14 protein-coding genes are annotated in these 15889 nt (G+C 62.4%); 11 read left to right on the plus strand and 3 right to left on the minus strand.

Annotation, left to right across the window (positions count from 1 at the left end; all coding sequences use genetic code 11):
- Positions 1-384 precede the first annotated feature (384 nt).
- The 9 genes from KG088_RS13170 to KG088_RS13205 all read left to right on the plus strand — a co-directional run bounded on the left by KG088_RS13170 (position 385) and on the right by KG088_RS13205 (position 9960).
- Positions 385-1041 (plus strand): TetR/AcrR family transcriptional regulator, encoded by a 657-nt coding sequence (locus KG088_RS13170; protein ID WP_213826017.1) that lies wholly within the window; start codon positions 385-387, stop codon positions 1039-1041.
- A gap of 224 nt (positions 1042-1265) precedes the next feature.
- Positions 1266-2030: an ElyC/SanA/YdcF family protein gene (locus KG088_RS13175; protein WP_213826019.1), complete on the plus strand. Its 765-nt coding sequence runs from the start codon at positions 1266-1268 to the stop codon at positions 2028-2030.
- 214 nt (positions 2031-2244) lie between these two features.
- Positions 2245-3576 carry an SWIM zinc finger family protein gene (locus KG088_RS19965; protein ID WP_319941434.1) on the plus strand — a complete coding sequence of 444 codons (1332 nt, stop codon included), beginning with the start codon at positions 2245-2247 and terminating at the stop codon, positions 3574-3576.
- Positions 3488-4822: a DEAD/DEAH box helicase gene (locus KG088_RS13180; RefSeq protein ID WP_406565608.1), complete on the plus strand. Its 1335-nt coding sequence runs from the start codon at positions 3488-3490 to the stop codon at positions 4820-4822. Before KG088_RS19965 ends, KG088_RS13180 begins: the two co-directional genes overlap by 89 nt.
- 174 nt (positions 4823-4996) lie before the next feature.
- A complete protein-coding gene (locus KG088_RS13185) occupies positions 4997-5962 on the plus strand; it encodes a zinc-binding metallopeptidase family protein (protein WP_213826023.1) in 966 nt (321 codons plus the stop codon).
- Between the two features lie 8 nt (positions 5963-5970).
- Complete coding sequence (locus KG088_RS13190) at positions 5971-6786, plus strand: sulfite exporter TauE/SafE family protein (protein ID WP_213826026.1); 816 nt, start codon at positions 5971-5973, stop codon at positions 6784-6786.
- 74 nt (positions 6787-6860) lie between these two features.
- The gene (locus tag KG088_RS13195) at positions 6861-7592 is read left to right on the plus strand and encodes a methyltransferase domain-containing protein (protein WP_213826028.1); all 732 of its coding nucleotides are present in this window, start codon (positions 6861-6863) and stop codon (positions 7590-7592) included.
- On the plus strand, positions 7589-8866 hold the full coding sequence (locus KG088_RS13200; RefSeq protein ID WP_213826030.1) for an NAD(P)/FAD-dependent oxidoreductase: 1278 nt from the start codon (positions 7589-7591) through the stop codon (positions 8864-8866). The genes KG088_RS13195 and KG088_RS13200 overlap by 4 nt, the downstream gene beginning before the upstream one ends.
- Positions 8863-9960 (plus strand): type III polyketide synthase, encoded by a 1098-nt coding sequence (locus KG088_RS13205; protein WP_213826032.1) that lies wholly within the window; start codon positions 8863-8865, stop codon positions 9958-9960. The genes KG088_RS13200 and KG088_RS13205 overlap by 4 nt, the downstream gene beginning before the upstream one ends.
- A gap of 11 nt (positions 9961-9971) precedes the next feature.
- Here the strand turns inward: KG088_RS13205 and KG088_RS13210 are convergent, their stop codons facing one another.
- The gene (locus KG088_RS13210; protein ID WP_319941435.1) at positions 9972-10697 is read right to left on the minus strand and encodes a Crp/Fnr family transcriptional regulator; all 726 of its coding nucleotides are present in this window, start codon (positions 10695-10697) and stop codon (positions 9972-9974) included.
- Between the two features lie 259 nt (positions 10698-10956).
- Here KG088_RS13210 and KG088_RS13215 point away from each other — a divergent pair, with 259 nt between their 5' ends.
- Positions 10957-11682, plus strand: a complete 726-nt coding sequence (locus tag KG088_RS13215) for a Crp/Fnr family transcriptional regulator (protein ID WP_213826035.1) — start codon at positions 10957-10959, stop codon at positions 11680-11682.
- On the plus strand, positions 11630-11821 hold the full coding sequence (locus KG088_RS19860) for an HPP family protein (RefSeq protein ID WP_213826037.1): 192 nt from the start codon (positions 11630-11632) through the stop codon (positions 11819-11821). The genes KG088_RS13215 and KG088_RS19860 overlap by 53 nt, the downstream gene beginning before the upstream one ends.
- Positions 11822-11825: 4 nt before the next feature.
- On the opposite strand, the gene KG088_RS13225 is transcribed toward KG088_RS19860, so the two are convergent.
- Positions 11826-14129, minus strand: a complete 2304-nt coding sequence (locus KG088_RS13225) for a putative bifunctional diguanylate cyclase/phosphodiesterase (protein ID WP_213826039.1) — start codon at positions 14127-14129, stop codon at positions 11826-11828.
- Positions 14126-15583: an ATPase domain-containing protein gene (locus KG088_RS13230; protein ID WP_213826041.1), complete on the minus strand. Its 1458-nt coding sequence runs from the start codon at positions 15581-15583 to the stop codon at positions 14126-14128. The genes KG088_RS13225 and KG088_RS13230 overlap by 4 nt, the downstream gene beginning before the upstream one ends.
- Between the last annotated feature and the right edge of the window lie 306 nt (positions 15584-15889).

Consider the following 15889-nt stretch of genomic DNA (forward strand, 5'->3'; position numbering starts at 1 on the left):
CAAGGCCTGCTGTTCCTCCTCCGTGAGGGGGGATACGAAACGCCTTGCCATGCTCTCATCCTGATGTAAGGTCTTGACAGCATTATGCACGAAGACATTTGCCTAAGCACTTACTCTGCAAGCAGCTGGTGTGTCGCTTTGGCCCACTCGATGACGAGATGCAGCAAAGGCTGGAACAGGCCAGCACCGAGGAACTGGAGTACTGGACCGGAACGCGTAATCGCCCGGCCTACCCAACCGTTCTCCCTGTATCTCGCGATGGCCACCCGAAATCCTTTACATGCACCGCTCCCCCTGTGCCAGTTACTCAAATCCTCTTACCCGCGCTGGGGGCTATGCTGCTCTTAAGCAGATAGCGGATAGCAGACAGCGGAGAGGGGCGAAATGAGCATGATTGCCGTCCATCACGAGCCGGGGATCGACGCGACCCCGCTCGCCGAGCGTATCGTGGAAGAGGCAGTACGCCAGGCCGAGGTCCTCAGCTGGGAGGGGGTGCGCCTGACCGAGGTGGCGACCCGCCTAGAGGTGCCGGTGAGCCGGGTGTTGGTTGATTACCGTGATCTCGACGCGGTGGCCAATGCCTGGTTCGAGCGCGGCTGGCGGGCGATGCTGGACGAGAAGCCCGAGGGCTTCAGCCACTGGCCGGAGCGGGCGCGCCTCGAGCACTGCCTGCTGGCCTGGTTCGATGCCTTCGCCGGCCACCGTCGCGTCACGGTGGAGATGCTGCGTACCAAGGCACACCTGCCGCACCTGCACACCTGGGTGCCGATGGCCTTCGATCTCTCGCGCACCATCCAGTGGCTGCGCGAGGCGGCCGACCTCGATGCCCGCTACGGCACCCGGCGTGCACAGGTGGAGGAGGTGGCACTGACGACGTTGTTCCTGGCCACCCTGGCGGTGTGGGCCCGCGATCACAGCGATGGCCAGGCGCGGACGCGTCGCTTCCTGGAAAAGCGATTGAGCCAGGGCGAGGGCTGGATGAAATGGATGCCGGGGGGGGGGGGCGAACACGGCAAGGTCCCGCCTGAGGGGACTCTCTAGCCTTCGGACTTAACGCTGATCCACTGCGGAGCCCGGCCTTTAGGCCAAGTTCATTCGACTTGATTTGTTAGCTAGTGGGCTATTCGCCTCATCAGACCGGTAAACTTGTCTCGAAATTCGTGTTTCTCGCGTCGATCGGTCAAGCTCGACAGGCTCGAATTATTCTGGAACCGCGTAATCAGTCACCCGGGTCCCGAGTTTCTGACGGAATAGCGAACTACGAAATGTATGAATTGGTGAAGACGTTGGCGGCGCTGTTGCTCTCGCCGCTGCCCCTCGTGGTGATGTTTTTGATGATGGGATTGGCGATTGGCTGGCTGGGTTGGCGCCGGCTGGGTGGCACCATCGCGGGTGGGGCGGTTTTGCTGCTGTTGCTGGCAAGCTGGTCGCCGGTGGCCGACCGCTGGTTGGGGCCGATGGAGGCGCGCTACCCGGCGGTGGATCAATGGCTGGCCGGCGAGGAGATCCGCGCGGTGGTGGTGCTGGGTGCCGCTTGGCAGCCGGATCGCCCCTGGCCGATCACCAGCCAACTCAACACCAGTTCCGCCTTGCGGTTGATGGAGGGGGTTCGCTTGTGGCGCCAACAGCCCGAGGTGGTGCTGGCGGTGACTGGGGCCAGTCGCCGAGCGTCAGACCAGCCCGTCGCGCATGGTTACGCCGAGGCGGCCAGGGAGTTTGGCGTGCCAAGAGAGCGGCTTCTGGTTTTGGATACGCCAACCGACACCGGCCAGGAAGCCCAGGCGGTACGCGAGGTGCTGGGGGAAGGCACGAGCCTGCTGCTGGTGACCTCGGCTTCACATATGCCGCGGGCGATGGCGCATTTCCAGGCGGTGGGCCTGGCGCCCATCGCGGCGCCTACCCACTACCTGGCGCACCGCGGGGACCCCGATACGCTGGCGTACTGGGTGCCGTCTTCCGAGAACCTTCGCAAGAGCGAGCGGGCGTTATACGAGACGCTGGGGATGATTGCCACGCGCTGGGAATGGTGAGGGCAATATCATGTACCGCTATTCTGCCCTGAACCAACGGGGATCGACCGGGAACTCGAAGTGAGTCAGCTCGACACGCAGCGGGATGAGCGTCTCCGGCAGCGAATCCGTGACGCTGTCGCTCTCTGGCGGCCATGACGGCGGCGTGCCGGTTGCAGCGGTGTCTGTGTTTCGCTCCAATAGTGCCCTTGCATTCTCGCCTCGAGGAGATGCCGTGTCGGACGTCCCTATTTCCGATCCCGCCCTGACGCTTTACCACGCCCTGGAAGATGTCGGCTGGCAGCAGAGCTTTGATCCGGGTTCGCTCGCGCGGGGAATGGGCTATGCCCGACAGGGCAGGGTGCGCGAGGGCACCCGCCTTGAGCGCCAGGGGGATCTACTGGTGCTGCGGGCGCAGGTGGATGGCAGTGGGCGCAGTCGCTACGGGACAAACCTGGCCGTGGATCCTGGCAACCCCGAGATGGGGGTGATCAGTGACTGCAGCTGCCCAGTGGGGCGACAGTGCAAGCATGCGGTAGCGGTGATCGGCACCTTTATCGACGAGATGGAGGCCAACGGCATCCCGGAGCGCGATGCTACGGCAAGGCTCGAGCAGCGCTGGGAGGCGTGGCTGGCGGAGTTTGAGGCTCCCGGCACTACCGGCATCCCGGTGGATCGCGTCGAGGAGACGTGCCGCCTGGCGCTGTTTCTCGATATCGACAGGGACCCTTTGTCACCGACGCTCAAGGTGTCGCCGGTGTGGTTGCGCCCCTCCAGGCAGCGTACCCGCGGCCATGGTTGGGTGAAGCCTCGCGCCATTCAGGCACGGAGCAGAGGCGGCCTTCAGCCCATGCCGCCAGCGGGCTGGGCACCTGAGCAGGAAGAGGCCCTGGAGCTGCTGCTGCAGGCCGGGACCCAGCGTCCGTACAGCGTCGGTAATGAGCCGCTGTGGGGCGTGATCTCACAGGCCTTCCAGGCGCGTGCGCTGTGGTCGCTGCTGGAGAGTGACACGCCGCCACTGCTGTTTTATCAGAAGCAGACCGGCACCCTGCTCGACGTGGGCCCGGCGTGCCAGTTGACCCTGGCCTGGGTGCCGGACGCCGAGGGTAATCAGTACCTGCAGGCGGATATCGAGCCGGCGGACGTCGTGTCGGGAAATGCGATCATGGTGCGTGCCGGCCGCGAACTCTGCTATCTCGACCAGGAGCGAGGCCGCATCGGGCGCCTGTCGGGCGACCCCGAGCTGCTGCGGCGCCTGCGCTATTCGCCGCCGCTGCCACTGGAGATGAGCGGCTTGCCGTCCGGTATGGTGACGCTGGAACGGCTCCAAGAGACCGGCGCGGTGCCTGCCGATCAGTGCCGCCGAGAAAGTGTCACCTCTGGCCGAGCACGAGCGCTGAACGGGCCGCGAGGATGTGGCCGCCCTGGCACAGCGCCTGCGCGAGCTGCCCGCCAGCCTGCCGGCGCCGCCGGGTTTCGTGGGGGAGCTGCGCGATTATCAGTCCCGCGGCCTGGCCTGGCTGCGCTTTCTGGCCGAGCTCGGCACCGGCGGCATCCTGGCCGATGACATGGGGCTGGGCAAGACCGTGCAGGTGTTGGCGCATATGCTTGATGAGCGCGCCCGGGGTGCGCTGCAGGGCGCCAAGGCGCAGCGCGAGCGCCAGTTCGAGGAGGCGTTGCCCGCGGCTGATCTGGTGGTGACCACCTATGCGCTGCTGATCCGCGACCTGGAGCGCCTGCGCGAGAGCGAATTCGGCCTGCTGGTGCTCGATGAGGCCCAGGCGATCAAGAACGCCGCCAGCCAGACCGCTCGCGCGGTGCGCGAGCTCAACGCCAAGCGCGCCCTGGCGATGACCGGGACGCCGCTGGAGAACCACCTGGGCGAGCTTTGGGCCCAGCTGGATGCGGTAGCGCCGGGAGCGCTGGGGAGCCAGCAGTGGTTCGGCCAGCATTTCCGTACGCCCATCGAGAAGGACGGCGATGTCGCGCTGAGCCAACGTCTCTCGCGACGGATCTCGCCGCTCATGCTGCGGCGTACCAAGCAGCAGGTGCTTGGGGAACTGCCCGACAAGACCGAGAGTCAGCGTGAGATCGTCCTGACGGGAACACAGCGCGAGCTCTACGAGAGCCTGCGCCTGGCCCAGCACCAGCGAGTGCAGCAGGCGGTGGCCGAACGCGGCCTGGCTGGCTCCGGCATCGTGATGCTCGATGCACTGCTTAAGCTGCGCCAGGTCTGTTGTGATCCGCGGCTGGTCAAGCTGGCCAGCGCCCGTAAGGTGCGCCGCTCGGCTAAGCTGGATCAGCTGCGCGAACTGCTGCCGCCGTTGATCGAGGAGGGGCGGCGTATCCTGGTCTTCTCGCAGTTCACCGAGATGCTCGGCCTGATCGGCCAGGCGCTGGAGCGCGATAACATTCCCTACACCACGCTCACCGGCGACACCCCCGGCAAGACGCGCAGCCAACGGGTGGCGCTTTTCCAGCAGGGCGAGATACCCGTGTTCTTGATCAGCCTCAAGGCCGGCGGTACGGGCCTCAACCTCACCGCGGCGGACACGGTGATCCACTACGACCCTTGGTGGAACCCCGCGGTGGAGGCTCAGGCCACCGGCCGTGCCCACCGGCTGGGGCAGCAGAACCCGGTGTTCGTCTACAAGCTGGTGTGCGCGGGGACGGTGGAGGAGCGCATCCTCGACCTGCAGGCACGCAAGGCGGACCTGGCCGCCTCGATCCTGGAGGGTGGCAGCGAGCGACGGGGCGAGGGTCCGCTGTTCGACGAAGACGACTTGGCGCTGCTGTTCGCACCGGTGGCGTAACGTGCCGAGGCACGCGTTCTCCTTGGCCTACTGCGCTATGGCCTACCTAAGTGCATATATAAATTTTTCTTTTTTTAGTTAAAGTGTTGGCACACTTCCTTGGTAAAGGCTTCTGGACTTTCCAGGGGCGGCACACTCAGACTGGAGTTTCCTTTCTTCTGGAGTGCCAGGCTCATGCGAGTTTTTTCCAACCCGGTCGGTTCCGGTTCGCTCTGGTTTGATAACCTGGTGACTGCCGATGGCTTCCCGGTTGCATACGATCCGCAGGCTCGGGCTTTTTTGCCCATGCCGCCTTTTTGTGCCAACCGAGAGGTGATCGGTTGTAACTGGATCGCTCCCAAGCAGGGTGCCTTCTGTCGATCTTGTGCCATGACGGCGCTGGCTCCCGATCCTTCGATTCCGAATGCCATTCCGAACTGGACGCAAACTGAAGCCGCCAAGCGCTGGGTAATCGACAATCTTGGCCGCTGGCACTGGTTCCGCCCCGAGGATCCCGGCGCTCCACCGGTGTTTCATATGCTTGCCGAGGGAGCAACGCCGGTTCCCATGGGGCATGTGGGCGGCGTGGTGACCATCAGCGTGGCCGAGGCCGACCCGGTACTACGCACCATTCGTCGCGAGGCGCTGGAAGAACCTTATCGCACCATGATTGGGCATATGCGTCATGAGATCTCGCATATGCTGTGGTGGCGCTTGAGCCTGCGCGAAGATTTTCTGGATGCCTTCCGAGAAATGTTCGGCGATGAGCGCGCGGATTATCCCGCCGCCCTCCAGCGTCACTACCATGACGGCCCGCCGCCGGATTGGAGGCAACGCTTCCTGACGACCTACGCCTCCGCACACCCGCATGAAGACTGGGCGGAAACCGCCGCCCACTTGCTGCACCTGACCGATATTACCGATAGCTTTGTCGCGGCAGGGTTGTCGACTCCAGAGCTGCCGCACCCGGGCTGGGATGTCTATGCCGAGCCGGATGCCGAGCGTCTGATCCATGTTGCGGCATCGCTGGTGGCCGGCGTTAACCACGTCAACCGCTCCATGGGGTTGGCGGACCTCTATCCCTTCGTGCTGTCCGATGTGGCGCTGCGCAAGCTTGCCTTCGTGCATGACTGGCTGCGTCGTGGTGCACAGGGACGATAAGCGAGTCCATGTCCGATCTCTTCTGGTACGAATATCTGCTGATCGGCTTGATCTTTGCCTGGAGCGGTTTCGTCAGGACAAGTCTGGGTTTCGGCGGGGCCGTGCTGGCGCTGCCCTTCCTGCTGCTGGTGATGAACGAGCCGCTGGTCTTTTTGCCAATCATCGCCGTGCATCTATTGATATTTTCTAGCTGGATCGCCTGGCAGGGCCATCGTCAGCTACAGAGCCGTCAGCGAAAGACGAGCGCCGGCACGGTGCCCTTGGGCGTGAGCGTGGCCCCGGAAGAAAGCAACATCGACTGGGCGTATCTGTTCAAGGCGCTGAAGGTCATGATCGTGCCGAAGCTGATCGGCGTGGTGGGCCTGCTGACGCTGCCCGCGAACGTGATGACCAGCATCATCTTCGTGATCGTGATCGTCTATGCCATCGGCTACGTGCTGAACCGGCCGTTCAGGAGCAACAACAAATACGTCGATTACGTATTGCTGGGGCTCGGCGGCTATGTGAGTGGAACGTCGTTGATCGGGGCGCCGCTGATCGTGGCGGTGTTCGCTTCTCACGTGGCCAAGGCGCAACTGCGCGATACCATGTTCGTGCTGTGGTTCATCCTGGTGGTGATCAAGATGGTGTCGTTCCTGATCGCCGGGGTGGACCTGCAGCTGATCCATCATCTCTGGCTGCTGCCGTGTGCCTTTGCCGGTCACCTGGTCGGCGAGCGCGCTCACCGGTACATGCTCAAGGCCGACACAGGGCTGTTCTTTCGGGTGCTGGGCGCTGTGCTGATTATCGTCAGCGTGGTGGGGCTGATCCGGCCGCCAGCTTGACCCCCCCGAGCATGCTGACGATAGTAGTTTGAGTGGCCTCGCCGCATTCCTGACTTCACGACGAGCATAGGGACATGTTCACGTTGCTTTCGCATCGTCGGCTCGAGGGTGAGCTGATGGATGCTGCCGATCTCGATGACCAGACGCACCTTCAGGCACTGCGGGGCCTGCGGCGTATCAATGTCGCGAGCCGCACGGCTGCCGTGCTCTGGCCGTGCATCCTGCGTATCGCCGAGGCGCGGCATCACCGGCCCTTGAAGCTGCTGGATATCGCCACCGGCGGCGGCGATGTGGCGATCGAACTCGCCTGCCGCGCCCGGCGTGCGGGCATCGCCCTGGAGGTCGAGGCCTGCGATATCAGCCCCACCGCCCTGCATGTGGCCGACGAGGCGGCCCGGCGCCAGCATGTCGCGGTGCGCTGTTTCTGCTGGGACGCGCGCATCGAGCCGCTACCGCGACATTACCACATCGTCATCTCGACGCTCTTCCTGCATCACCTCGAGGACCCCGAAATTGTCTCCCTTCTGCGCCAGTTGTCGTGTCAGGCCGATCACCTGCTGATCAGCGACCTGCTGCGAAGCCGCCTGGGCTATGGGCTGGCCTATGTCGGCACCCGCCTGCTCTCGTCGTCGCCGATGGTGCACGAGGACGGCGTGCGCTCGGTGCGCGCGGCCCTGACCCTGCCCGAGGCGCGCCGGCTGGTCAGAGAGGCGGGCCTGGCGGCGGTGACCTTCCAGTGCCACTGGCCGAGCCGCTTTTTGATGCAGTGGTCGTCTCCTGAGTTTGGCAAGGAAAGCCGCTCATGAGCCTGGCGAGTCTGCCCCGCGACTGGGATGTGGTCGTGGTGGGTGCGGGAATCGCTGGCGCCGTGAGCGCCTTTCGCCTGGCGCGCCGTGGCTGCCGGGTACTGCTGGTCGAGAAGGCCGCCTGGCCCCGCGACAAGCCCTGCGGCGGCTGCCTCAACGCCGCGACACTGCAGGGGTTTCGCGACCTCGGTCTGGCCGACATCGAGCTTGCCGGCGCGGTCTACCACCGCTTGCACCTGGCCTGCGGCAAGCGTCAGGCCGAGCTGGCCCTGCCCGCGGGCCGGGCCGTCAGCCGTCGCCGGCTCGATGGGCTGTTGGTGGACCAGGCCGTTGCCCAGGGGGTGCATTTTCTTTCCGCGACACGGGCGTCACTCGAGCCGCCGTGTGGCCATGGGCGCGAGCGAATTGTTCAAGGCCGTGAGCGAATTGGCGAAGGTCATGAGCGAATTGATGATGGGCGACGGAGCGTCTGGCTGGCGGCCGCGGGTGAGCAGGCCAGAGTCGCGGCCAGGCTGGTGGTCGCCAGCGACGGGCTGGGCAGCCGGTTGCTGCGCGATGTTGCACCGGGCGACATGCACGTCGATGCCGAGGCGCGGATCGGCCTGGGTACGATTGTTCGCGGCGCTGGTGTTCACAGTTCCAAGATCGAAGCGCCGGCGGCGTACCCGCCCGGGGCGATCCATATGGCGTGCGGGGCGCCTGGCTATGTCGGGCTGGTGCGGGTCGAGAACGAGGCGCTCAATATCGGCGCCGCACTCGACCCGCATTGGGTGAAGCTGCAGGGCGGCCCGGGGCCGGCGGTCGCAGCACTGTTGACGCAGACGCGGTTGCCTTCACCCGGCGCGCTGCACGAGTGCGTCTGGCAGGGCACGCCAAGACTGACCCGCCGTCGCACCCGGCTGGGCGGCGAGCGCGTGCTGGTGCTGGGCGATGCGGCCGGTTACGTCGAGCCGTTTACCGGCGAGGGCATGGGCTGGGCGCTGGCAAGTGCCGCGGCCCTGGAGCCCTTGGCGCTCGAGGCGGTGAGTGCCTGGCATGACAACATCGTCAGCCGCTGGACGACTCGACACGGCAAGTTGCTGTATGCCCGTCAGCGGGGCTGTCACGGGGTGGCGGCGATGCTGCGCCGCCCACGGCTGGTCTCGGCGCTGTTGCCTATCCTGCACGCCGCGCCGGGGCTGGCCGCGCCCTTCACGGCCTGGCTCCATCAGGGCTATTTCAAAGGCTATTTCAATCATGACGACCGATGGCTCGAGCCACGGGAGGCAAAATGACCACATTGCAGGCAAGCATCCTGGGACTCGGGGTGGCCTCGCCCCCGGCCCTTACCCGTCAGGAGACGGCGGCCACGCTGGCTCAGGTGCGTTGTGGCGACACGCCGCGTCAGCAGGCCTGGGTTCGCCGCCTCTATCGGCACAGCGGCATTCAGCGTCGTGGCAGTGTGCTGGTAGATGCCGAGCAGGGAACGGCCGGATTCGAGGCCTTCTTTCCCGTGCCGCAAACGCCGGACGAGCGCGGGCCGACCACGGCGTCGCGCCTGCAGCGCTACGAGCGGGAGGCGCCGCCGCTTGCCGAGGCGGCGTGCCGTCGGGCGCTGGCGAATGCCACGATTGATCCCGGCGAGATCACCCATCTGGTGTGCGTGTCGTGCACCGGCATGATGGCGCCGGGGCTCGACGCGCACTTGGTCGAGCGGCTGGGGCTGTCAGTCGATATCGGGCGCCTGCACCTGGGATTCATGGGCTGCCACGGCGCCCTCAACGGCCTGCGCACGGCGAGTGCCCTGGCTCAGATGGGCGCTCGGCCGCGTGTGCTGGTGTGCTGTGTCGAGCTGTGCAGCCTGCACTTCCAGTATGGCTGGGATGCCCAGAGGATCGTCGCCAATGGGCTTTTTGCCGATGGCGCCGGAGCCGTCGTGGTGGGTGGGGCGAGCGAGAACGCCTGGCGGCTGGTCGATACCGCCAGCCGTCTGACCTCCGGGTCAGCGGACGCGATGACCTGGCGCATTGGTGATCACGGCTTCGAGATGACGCTATCAAGCGCGGTGCCCAAGCTGATACGGGGGACGCTCGCTGCCTGGGTCGAGCAATGGTTGGCGGGTCACGGGATGACGCTGGGCGATATACGCCACTGGGTCATTCACCCCGGCGGCCCGGAGATCCTGCGCGCAGCGACCAGTGCCCTGGCCTTGCCAGAGCAGGCCGCCCAGCTATCGGCCGAGGTGCTGGCCGAGCATGGCAACATGTCGTCGCCTACCGTGCTGTTCATTCTCGAGCGTTTGCGTGCCCAGGGCGCCACCGGCCCCTGCGTGACGATGGGGTTCGGCCCTGGCCTGTCGTTGGAAGCCGCGCTGATCCTGTGCGAGTAAAATCAGCAATGCTATTGCATGACCTCTTCTCTCAAGTGCATGTAGCGCGGATCGAAATCGCCGAAGGCTTTCAGCCGATCCCAGTTCTTGATCTCCAGGCGTTTGCTGGCGAAGGTGATCATCCCCTCCTTGCGTAGCCTCTGAAGCACCCTGTTGGTGTGTACCACGGAGAGTCCGGCGGCATCGGCCAACTCGATTTGGGTCAAGGGAAAGTTGATGCAGTCGTGGCGTTCCGTCAGTCCCGCCGCGCGATAGCGCATCATGATTTCACAGAACATGTGAGCCAGGCGTTTATCGGCCGGCCGGCTGGTCACGTTGGCGAACCATTCCCGCATGATGGATTCTTCAATCAGCGTCGACCAGAAGAAAGCCCGGGCCAAGGTGTTATTGCTAAAGAAAATTTCCTCGACTTTCTGTCGCTCCAGATAAGCAATTCTTAATGGCGTCAGACTACAGACCGAGTGATCCATATGATCCAGCATGGCAATATGGATATCGCAAAGATCGCCGGGTATAAGATAAGCGACTATTGCGCGGTCACCATTTTCAATGAGCTTGTAGCGGCATGCCCAGCCATCGACGATGAGGTGAACGAACTCGGGCCTTTCGTTCACGCAGATCACGTCCTGGTCTTTCTTAATGTCTTCCACTCGAACAACCGCATTCTTCAGCTGTTGTTTATCGGCATCGGAGAGTGTCAGGTAGTTTTCCAGTTTATTAACCAGTGCTTCGATCACGGCACGTCTCCTCTCGCCAGGCATGCATCAAGACTTAGCATGAACATCCTAATAAAAGAATAATCTTAATTATGGCACCCAATATGTTCGGTAGATAACATAAAACTATCAGACGTGATGGTCCTGGTCACGCTCTTGTTTGTTATGGCTTTCTGTTATAAAGCATCGCGCCAGCAGTCGATTTATCGGGCTTGGACCACTAACCTTATAAGATGAACCGAGACAAGACGACTCGAGGTGTGAATCAAGAGGGGCATATATGACTGACAAGCCTGACTTCCCTTCGCCGGAAACGAACCATTTGTTGGCGACCTTGCCCGACGAGGTCAAGGAACGGCTGTTTCCTAACCTTGAAACCGTTACCCTGCCGCTTGGCGAGGTGCTTCAGCAATCGGGTAAAACGACCCGCTACGCTTATTTTCCCGCTACCTGCATCGTGTCACTCGTCTATGAACTGGACGACGGCCACTCCGCTGAAATTTCTCTGGTCGGTAACGACGGAATGGTCGGCATCGCCTTGTTCATGGGTGGGCAGACGGCGGTTGGCAAGGGCTTGGTACAGGTAGCGGGTGAGGCCTTTCGTATCAAGGAGGCCCAATTTCTTGAGGAGTTTGAACGCCACGCCGGGCTGATGCACCACGTGTTGCTGTATACCCAGGCGCTGATGACCCAGATGGCCCAGACGGCGGTGTGCAACCGGCACCATACGGTTCAGCAGCAATTGTGTCGCTGGTTGCTGATGTCACTAGATCGTCTGTCGGGCAACCAGCTGGTCATGACGCATGAGCTGATCGCTTCCATGCTGGGGGTTCGCCGCGAGGGTGTCACCGAAGCCGCCGGAAAACTTCATCGGCTGGGCGCCATCAACTACCGCCGTGGCCGTATCGAGGTCATCGACCGTCCCAAACTCGAGCAGCTGTGTTGCGAATGCTATGCCAAAGTCAGAAACGAGATCGCGCGTTTGCTGCCCGACCCGCCGCATTGACATTGGCGGCCGCGAGATTCAGCAGATGGGCTGGTGGTATCCGCTGATGCCAATCGGTATCGGCACTAGCGTGATGCTGTTGATCGCGATACTCATCAATAACCTTGCGCGCCATCGTCGCTACCCGCGTTTGTGGTAATCCCTCACGTTTCTTGCTGATCTCTCAGTCGCGCTACGAGCTCATTGGCGGGAATCGCGCAGCTGAACCAGAAACCCTGCCCCCAGCAATTGACACCGGCCATTTCCAGCAGAAACTGGCGCTGTTCATCGGTTTCGATACCCTCGGCAATGGTGTATAGGTTCAGACTGGCGGCCATCTGCTGGATGATGGCCACCAATGCCGCCCCCTTGCTTCCCGGTTGACCCAGCTCGTTGGTGAAGCTGCGGTCAATCTTCAATGTCTGGATCGATAGATGTTGCAGCCGGCTCAGCGAGGAATAACCGGTGCCGAAGTCGTCGATGGCCAGTTGGAAGCCTTGGGCATGCAGCTCTTCCAGCAAGGTTTCGATGGCTTCCGGGTCGACCATCAAGGCATTTTCGGTGACTTCGAGATGTATCCAGCGGGGATCGACATGGGGCTTTACCAGGGCGGCGAAACTCTCGGCGATGCAGCCTGGGTATAGCTGGTTAAGGCTGACGTTGACCGACATTGCCAGCATGTACCCTTGGTCATGCCAGGCCTTCAACTGCCGCGCGGCGGTTTCCAGTATCCAGTCGCCGAGGGGCTTGATCATGCCGGTTTCTTCGACCACCGACATGAAAGCGCCGGGCATGAGGATTTTCCCATCGGCCTGTGGCCAGCGAATCAGCGCCTCGACGGCGACAATCCGGCAGCTGTCGAGCTCGAAGATTGGCTGGTAATGGAGCTCGAATTCCTCGTTGTCCAGCGCCTTGCGCAGGCGCGATTCCATGGCAAAGCGTTGCTGGCGGTTGGCCGAAAGGTCTTCTGAAAACAGCATACGGCCGCCGCTGCCTTGGCGCTTGGCCTCGAACATCGCCTTGTCGGCATTTTCGATCAGGGTCGTGGCATTGCGCCCATGATCGGGATACAGGCTGATTCCAACGCTGGCGCCAATATGGTGCGTGAAGCCACCTTCCAGCATGGGCGCGCCCAGATGAGCGATGATCCGATCGGCCAGCGCGCAGGCGTTGATGATGATCTGTTCCCGTGTCGAGGTGCCACCCTGGCGAGGATCATTGATCATCAGCACCAGGAATTCGTCGCCGCCCTGACGAATCACCTGGTCGGCATTGCGTACGGCACCTTGCAGGCGCTGCGCGATCTGAACCAACACTTGGTCGCCCACTTCATGGCCCAGGGCATCGTTGATCAGCTTGAAGCGGTCGAGATCGATGAACAGCACCGCTCCTGAGGTTTCGCTATTGTCATTGGCTTCCAGCATGCCGTCCAGGTAATGAACGAGGTGGCGACGATTGGGAAGACCGGTCAACGCATCGGTATAGGCCAGGTAATGAATCTCGGCAGATTGATGTTCGCGTTCTCGCAGCGTGCGCAAGGCGTTCAAGCCGAATACCAGGTTGTCGGCGAGCCGTTCCAGCAGCTGGCGTTCTTCCGGCCCGAAATGTCCTGGGTTTCGTGAGTAGATGCTCAGGCAGCCCGGTAGGCCGGACTCGAAGATCAACGGCAGGGAGATGGCCGACGCCAGGCGGTGAGCGCGTGCACGCTCCGCGAAATGGGCCAGGGCGGGCTCGCTGGTAATATCGTCAACGATACGGACCCGGCCCGAGCGAATCGATTGGCCGGCCGGTCCAGACCCTATGGCGTCGCTGCCCCAGCCGAGCGTCAGCTCTGACAGAAAACCGGCGGCTGGCCCGGCACTGGCCCGCACCTCGATGGGCTTGTCGGCCCGGTCGATGGCGAACCCCACCCATGCCAGGTTGTAGCCTTCTTCAGCGACGATCGTTCGGCACAGCGAACTGAGCATCTCGTCTTCGTTCTTGGAGCGAACTATCACCCTGTCGCAGGCGTTCAGGGTACGCAGGGCGCTGACGACGCCTACGAGCTGTTGGCGGTTGGTTTCCTGCTGGTGCGACAAGGTGCGCAAGCGTAGCAAGTTGTCGATCCGGGCCTGCAATTCTGCCTGGTTGGTCGGAATGCGTAAGATATCATCGACACTATGACCCAATTCGGCGGTGATGCGTGGAGGGAGCCGCGACCGGCTGTCGGCGACCAGCAACACCGGCAGAATGTTCGGCGCGGCACGCCGGCGCATATGCAGTATCCGTTCGCGATTGTGCTGCAATGACGCCGTGTCTGCCACGATGAGGTCGGCCTCGAGGAGCGTTTCGTCGTCCTCTTCGGCAAGCGTATGCTGTAAATGAAATTGTGCGCCAAGCATCCGATCGAGCAGACGGGCGTTTGCCATGTTCGCCAGGGCAATGATCATGACAGGCGGTTTTTGGAGCTTGTGCTCACGAGATGTCATGGGGTGTTTCTGCTGCTTGTCGGGATCATTTCCGGCACGCCACTCATCAGGCCTCGCATACCACGCAATGGCCGGCCGACTTTCAATCCCTCCTGAGTAATGTCGAACTCGCGCAGGGCTTTTTCGAAACTGCCGGCCCGCTTCTTGAGCACGCCGATGGTCTTGCGCAGCTCGCCATCCAGTTCGATGTAGCGAAGCATGATGATATTATCGGCGACGTAGCTTAAGCCATATTCCGTTACCCGTGCTTGATCGCCCGTGATGGAGAAGATTTCGTTGACCAGCACCACGGTCACGCCCATGTTGACCAAGTAGCGGCACAAGGCATGTACGCGCGCCTGCAGGTTTTCACCACGCATCGACTGTTGATACCCCGAGAGGCTGTCGATCATCACCATGGTCGTGCCGGCCTCTTCGACTTCCTTGCGCACTTCCGCGGCGAACTGATCGGGGTGATAGAGCAAGGCCTCCACTGGCTTGAAACGCAGGCTGCCATCGTCGAGCATCTCCTCGACCGGCAGGCCGACCTGGCGACAGCGAGTAAAGAAGGTCGATGCACTCTCATCGAAATTGTAGATGACCGCCCGCTCCGGGCTGGGGTCCGCCTGGCTCAGCAATTGGGCGCCCAGGGTGGTCTTGCCCACGCCGGTAGGCCCGGACAGCAAGGTCACCGTGCCGCGCTCGATACCGCCATGGGTGAGCGCGTCGAGCTCAGGGATACCGGAGCTCATTTGGGTATGGTTATTGGTGCGGAAATAATTGTTGGGTACCAGGCGCGGAAAGAGCGTTACACCGTTCTCGCCGAGCTGGTAATAATGCGCGCCTTCTTCAAACCCCGAGCCGCGAAACTTGGAGATCCGGCATAGCCGGCCATATTCGGTCGTCTCCAGGCTGATCACGCCATCGCTTAAAAATGCCAGGGCTTGATCGTCATCGTCGGCTCCCTCTTCCGAGGTGAAGAGCACAGTGGCGCCTTCCCCGGTCAGTGTCCGCAACAATGAGAGGACCTGCTTGCGGAACTGGAAGGTATCGGCCGACAGGTAGCGCATCTGGCTGAGTGAATCGATCAGGATACGCTTGGGGCGGTGCGCGCGAACATGCTCGAGAATCTGGTCATGAATGACATTGCCTTCGACGTCCCAGCTTTCCAGCAGGTTGTAGGTGCCGTCAGTTTTCCCAACCTGCCCCGGTGACACGTCCAACACGTCAACATCGCTCATCGACAGCCCACTGCGCGTGGCATTTTCGCGCAGTTGTTCCTCTGACTCACCAAGCGTTATAAACAGGCTTTCCGAGCGGTGACCGGCGACCAGGCAATGTATGCCGAGCGTGGTCTTGCCCGACCCGGGGCCACCTCGGATCAGGTAGGCCCGCCGTGGAATCAAGCCTCCGTGAAGTATCTGGTCGAGACCGGCGACCCCGGTGAGCAGGCGTGAGTCGGTGAGGTGAGGCATTTTTAAGCTCCTCTAGGCCTTCGGTTCCTGCAGCACAGGATAAGTGTTTACCGATACACGAGAGCCGACCATCGCGTCAGACTATGTACTGTTGGCAAATTCCCCCGGGGACTTATTTTCTAACTAAAACAATAATATTAGTTATATACTACTACAGTTGGCTTGATTCGTCCATGCGGCGGCGAAAGTGGTTGGGCCGAGATGAGCAAACTTAAGTGAGAAACATAGGCGCCCGAAGAAAGCCACCCGAAGAAAGCCACCCGAAGAAAGCCACCCGAAGAGAGCTTGCCACGCAGGAGTGAGGCG

The sequence above is a fragment of the Halomonas jincaotanensis genome (genome assembly GCF_018448785.1).
GTDB classification, from domain to species: Bacteria; Pseudomonadota; Gammaproteobacteria; order Pseudomonadales; family Halomonadaceae; genus Halomonas; species Halomonas jincaotanensis.

Bases quoted from the DNA above. Each gene is read 5' to 3' on its own strand.
- KG088_RS13170 (WP_213826017.1), top strand. From the start codon at position 385: ATGAGCATGATTGCCGTCCATCACGAGCCGGGGATCGACGCGACCCCG.
- KG088_RS13175 (WP_213826019.1), top strand. From the start codon at position 1,266: ATGTATGAATTGGTGAAGACGTTGGCGGCGCTGTTGCTCTCGCCGCTG.
- KG088_RS13185 (WP_213826023.1), top strand. From the start codon at position 4,997: ATGCGAGTTTTTTCCAACCCGGTCGGTTCCGGTTCGCTCTGGTTTGAT.
- KG088_RS13190 (WP_213826026.1), top strand. From the start codon at position 5,971: ATGTCCGATCTCTTCTGGTACGAATATCTGCTGATCGGCTTGATCTTT.
- KG088_RS13195 (WP_213826028.1), top strand. From the start codon at position 6,861: ATGTTCACGTTGCTTTCGCATCGTCGGCTCGAGGGTGAGCTGATGGAT.
- KG088_RS13200 (WP_213826030.1), top strand. From the start codon at position 7,589: ATGAGCCTGGCGAGTCTGCCCCGCGACTGGGATGTGGTCGTGGTGGGT.
- KG088_RS13205 (WP_213826032.1), top strand. From the start codon at position 8,863: ATGACCACATTGCAGGCAAGCATCCTGGGACTCGGGGTGGCCTCGCCC.
- KG088_RS13215 (WP_213826035.1), top strand. From the start codon at position 10,957: ATGACTGACAAGCCTGACTTCCCTTCGCCGGAAACGAACCATTTGTTG.
- KG088_RS19860 (WP_213826037.1), top strand. From the start codon at position 11,630: ATGCCAAAGTCAGAAACGAGATCGCGCGTTTGCTGCCCGACCCGCCGC.
- KG088_RS13225 (WP_213826039.1), bottom strand. From the start codon at position 14,129: ATGACATCTCGTGAGCACAAGCTCCAAAAACCGCCTGTCATGATCATT.
- KG088_RS13230 (WP_213826041.1), bottom strand. From the start codon at position 15,583: ATGCCTCACCTCACCGACTCACGCCTGCTCACCGGGGTCGCCGGTCTC.